Origin of the sequence: Gemmatimonas sp. (assembly GCF_044345575.1) — a bacterium.
Taxonomy (GTDB): domain Bacteria; phylum Gemmatimonadota; class Gemmatimonadetes; order Gemmatimonadales; family Gemmatimonadaceae; genus Gemmatimonas.
This window is the reverse complement of sequence record NZ_JBIJAW010000388.1, coordinates 1-2,997: the sequence shown is the minus strand read 5'-3', so window position 1 is coordinate 2,997 and position 2,997 is coordinate 1. Positions and strand designations below refer to the sequence as shown.

General features: G+C 69.7%; 4 protein-coding genes. 2 read left to right on the top strand and 2 right to left on the bottom strand.

The genetic code is table 11. The features are described from left to right. Both ACIQ6O_RS15580 and ACIQ6O_RS15575 read left to right on the top strand, forming a co-directional pair. The coding region (locus ACIQ6O_RS15580) for a histidine phosphatase family protein (protein WP_396208695.1) at positions 1-581 on the top strand (581 nt) is incomplete at its 5' end. 173 nt (positions 582-754) lie between these two features. Further along, on the top strand, positions 755-1,516 hold the full coding sequence (locus ACIQ6O_RS15575; protein ID WP_396208694.1) for a FecR family protein: 762 nt from the start codon (positions 755-757) through the stop codon (positions 1,514-1,516). A gap of 104 nt (positions 1,517-1,620) precedes the next feature. Here ACIQ6O_RS15575 and ACIQ6O_RS15570 read toward each other — a convergent pair whose 3' ends face one another. Next, positions 1,621-2,478 carry an IS3 family transposase gene (locus ACIQ6O_RS15570; RefSeq protein ID WP_396208693.1) on the bottom strand — a complete coding sequence of 286 codons (858 nt, stop codon included), beginning with the start codon at positions 2,476-2,478 and terminating at the stop codon, positions 1,621-1,623. Positions 2,479-2,495: 17 nt separating this feature from the next. Further along, positions 2,496-2,804 carry a transposase gene (locus ACIQ6O_RS15565; protein ID WP_396208692.1) on the bottom strand — a complete coding sequence of 103 codons (309 nt, stop codon included), beginning with the start codon at positions 2,802-2,804 and terminating at the stop codon, positions 2,496-2,498. Positions 2,805-2,997 lie beyond the last annotated feature (193 nt).

Sequence of the window (2,997 nt, the reverse complement as noted above, 5' to 3'; positions counted from 1 at the left end):
GCATGGTGCGTGATTCACAGTCGCTTCGTCGTGCCGTCTGGTCGTTTGTGCTGGCCTCGGCCGCGTTCTTTGCGGTGGCACCGCGTGACCTTGTGGCGCAGCCGTCGCTGGTGGTGCTGGTGCGTCACGGGGAGAAGCAGCCCACGCCGGCGGACGATCCGTCGTTGAGCGAGGCCGGGGTGGCGCGCGCCCGGGCGCTCGACGCCGCCTTGGCGAACGCGGTGCCTTCCACGATCGTGGTGAGTACGCGCAAGCGGACCGTGGAGACCGCGACCGTGGTGCAGCAGCGGGTGGGGGTGACGCCGACGGTCATCAACCTCGATGGGCAGCACGTGAAGAACGTGGCGGCTGCGGTGATGCAGGCGAGCGGGGTGGTGCTGGTTGTGGGCCACTCGAACACCATCCCCGCCATCGTGAACCAGCTGGCCGGCACGTCGTTCCCCGATATCTGCGACGCGCACTACGCGACGATGTTCCTCGTGACCCCGGCACGGGGTGGCATACCCGCCCAGGTGGTGAAAACCATGTATGGAACGCCCGATGCCGCGGGCACCGGGGCATGTGCTGGAATGACCAAGTAACCGCTTGCCCCTGCAGGTCGCCGCTTGTCCCACACGTTTTGAAATTTTCCACGCGGCGGTGAATGGTACAGGTGCACTCCCACCCCAGCCCCACCGTGCCGTCCACCAACCTCCCCAGTCAGCCGGGTCAGGCCAACCGGACCCGCCCTCCGTCGCCAGGTAGAGGGCGGGGGTTGCGCGCGCCGCTCTGGTGGGCCGCCGGCGCGGCGACGGCCGTGGCCGCCGTCGCTTCGCTCGTGTGGCGCAAGGAGCGCGACCACTTGGCGCAAGGCGGCGGCGAGATGTCGTCGGCGGTCCAACTCGCGGTGGCGGCCGGCGGCCGAGCCGTGACGTACCCGCTCCCCGACGGGTCCCGGGTGACGCTCGCCCCGGGCAGTTCGCTCACAAGCCGCGGCACCTTCGGCGATTCGGCGCGCACGCTCGACCTTTCGGGCGAGGCGCTGTTCAACGTGGCCACCGCGACGGCCCCGCTGGTCGTGTACGCCGCCGGTGTACGGGTCCGCGACGTGGGCACCGCCTTCGCCGTGCGATCGATCGCGGCGGCTCAGGGTGGCATGCCGCGGGCGCTGGTGGCGGTGACCCAGGGCGAGGTGCAGGTCTCGGCCGGGGCCTGGCAGGGCGCCCTGCACGAGGGCGAGGCGATCCTTGCCGACAGCGCGGGGCACCACGACGCACTCGGTTCAAATGTGGTGCGCGGCAGCGTGGCGTGGACGAGCGGGGCACTACTGTTCGCCGACGAACCGTTGGCCAACGCCGTGGAGCGGCTTGAGCGCTGGACGGGGCTGTCGATCGCAGTGGACCCGTCGCTGGCCGACCGCCACCTGTCGATCGCGCTTGAAGCCGAAAGCCCGGAGCGCGCCGTGCACCATGTGGCCGAAGCCCTCGGAGCGCGGGTAGCCCGGCGCGGCGAGGGGTGGGTGCTGACGCGGCGCTGACGGCTGGAGAAAAAGAGAAGCGGGGGAACTGACAATAGGAGAAAAGGGGAAAGGGAGAAAAGGAGATAGGCGGTGAGCTTGCCCCGGTTTGGTAGACACCGGGGTTAGGCGGCCCTCGCCGATGTGCGGAGCCGTGCTTCGTACTGCAGGGGGGATTGGTAGCCGAGGCTGGAGTGGAGCCGGTGCGGGTTGTACCAGCCGTCGATGTAGGCCGCGAGGGTGTGGCGCAGTGCCCGCACCGAGGGGCAGGACGCAAAAGCGCATTCGCGCTTGAGCGTGCCGAAAAAGCTCTCGACGACGGCGTTGTCATAGCAGTTGCCGGTCGCGCTCAGGCTCGGCGTGAGGCCGTGCGTCGCGAGGAGCTGCCGGTAGGGCGCACTGACGTATTGCCCGCCGCGGTCCGAGTGATGGAGCGTCGGCCCTTGGCGCGGGCGCGTGGCGAGGGCCCTTTGCAGCGCCGCGATGGGGAGCGTGGTGAGCAGATGCGACTCGAGCGCCCAGCCGATGACGCGGCGCGACGCGAGATCGAGGACGACGGCGAGATACGCCGTGCCGCCCGCATACGGCAGATAGGTGATGTCCGCCGCCCACGCGGTGTTCAGCGCGGCGGACGGCGCAAAGGCGCGCGCCAGCACGTTGGGCGTGGGCGCGGTGGGATCACTCGCCGCGTGGGCCCGCCAGCGCCGCGGCGTGGTGCCGACCAAGGCCGCCGCCTGCATGAGGCGCGCGACCCGCTTGCGGCTCACTGCGGTGCCCGCCTGCTGCAGCGCGTCGTGAATGCGCGGCGCCCCGTAGCTCCCGCGGCTCGTTCGATGCAGCACGGCAATATGAGTCGTGAGATCCGCATCGCGCTGGGTCCGCGCACTCGGCGGCCGACGCTGGGCGGCGTAGTAGCCGGACGCACTCACGCCGAGCACGCGCGCCATCACGCGGATCGGATACAGCGGGGCGTGGTCCGCCATGCAGGCGTACTTCGCACTCACGGGAGTTCCTTCGCGAAGTACGCCGCCGCTTTTTTTGCGAAGTCGCGCTCCTGGCGGAGCGTCTCCACCTCGCGACGCAACCGGCGCAGCTCGGCCTCCAGCGACTCCCCCGGCTCCCCCTCGCTCCGCGCCTCGCGCTGCTCGGCCTCCTGCCGCCAGCGCGACAGCACACCATTGGTGATCCCGAGTGCCCGCGCCACATCACTCAGGGAGCGCCCACGCACGAGCTCCTCGCGCAGACGCTGGACGGCCGCCGCCTTGAACTCCGCCGTGTACTGCCGATGGACCTGGCCACGCTTGCTCATGAACAACCTCCTCCCCGGAACTAAGTCCGGGGCGATCGAGGTGTCCACTAAACCGGGGCAGGCTCACGGTCTCTTTTTCTCCCTTTCCCCTTTTCTCCCAATTTCAGTTCCCCCTTTTCTCCCATTCTCCCGGCGGTCCTGTGTTCGGGGAAGGAGCCTCGGGGCCGAAATTGGGGGATGCTTACCCGTGGGA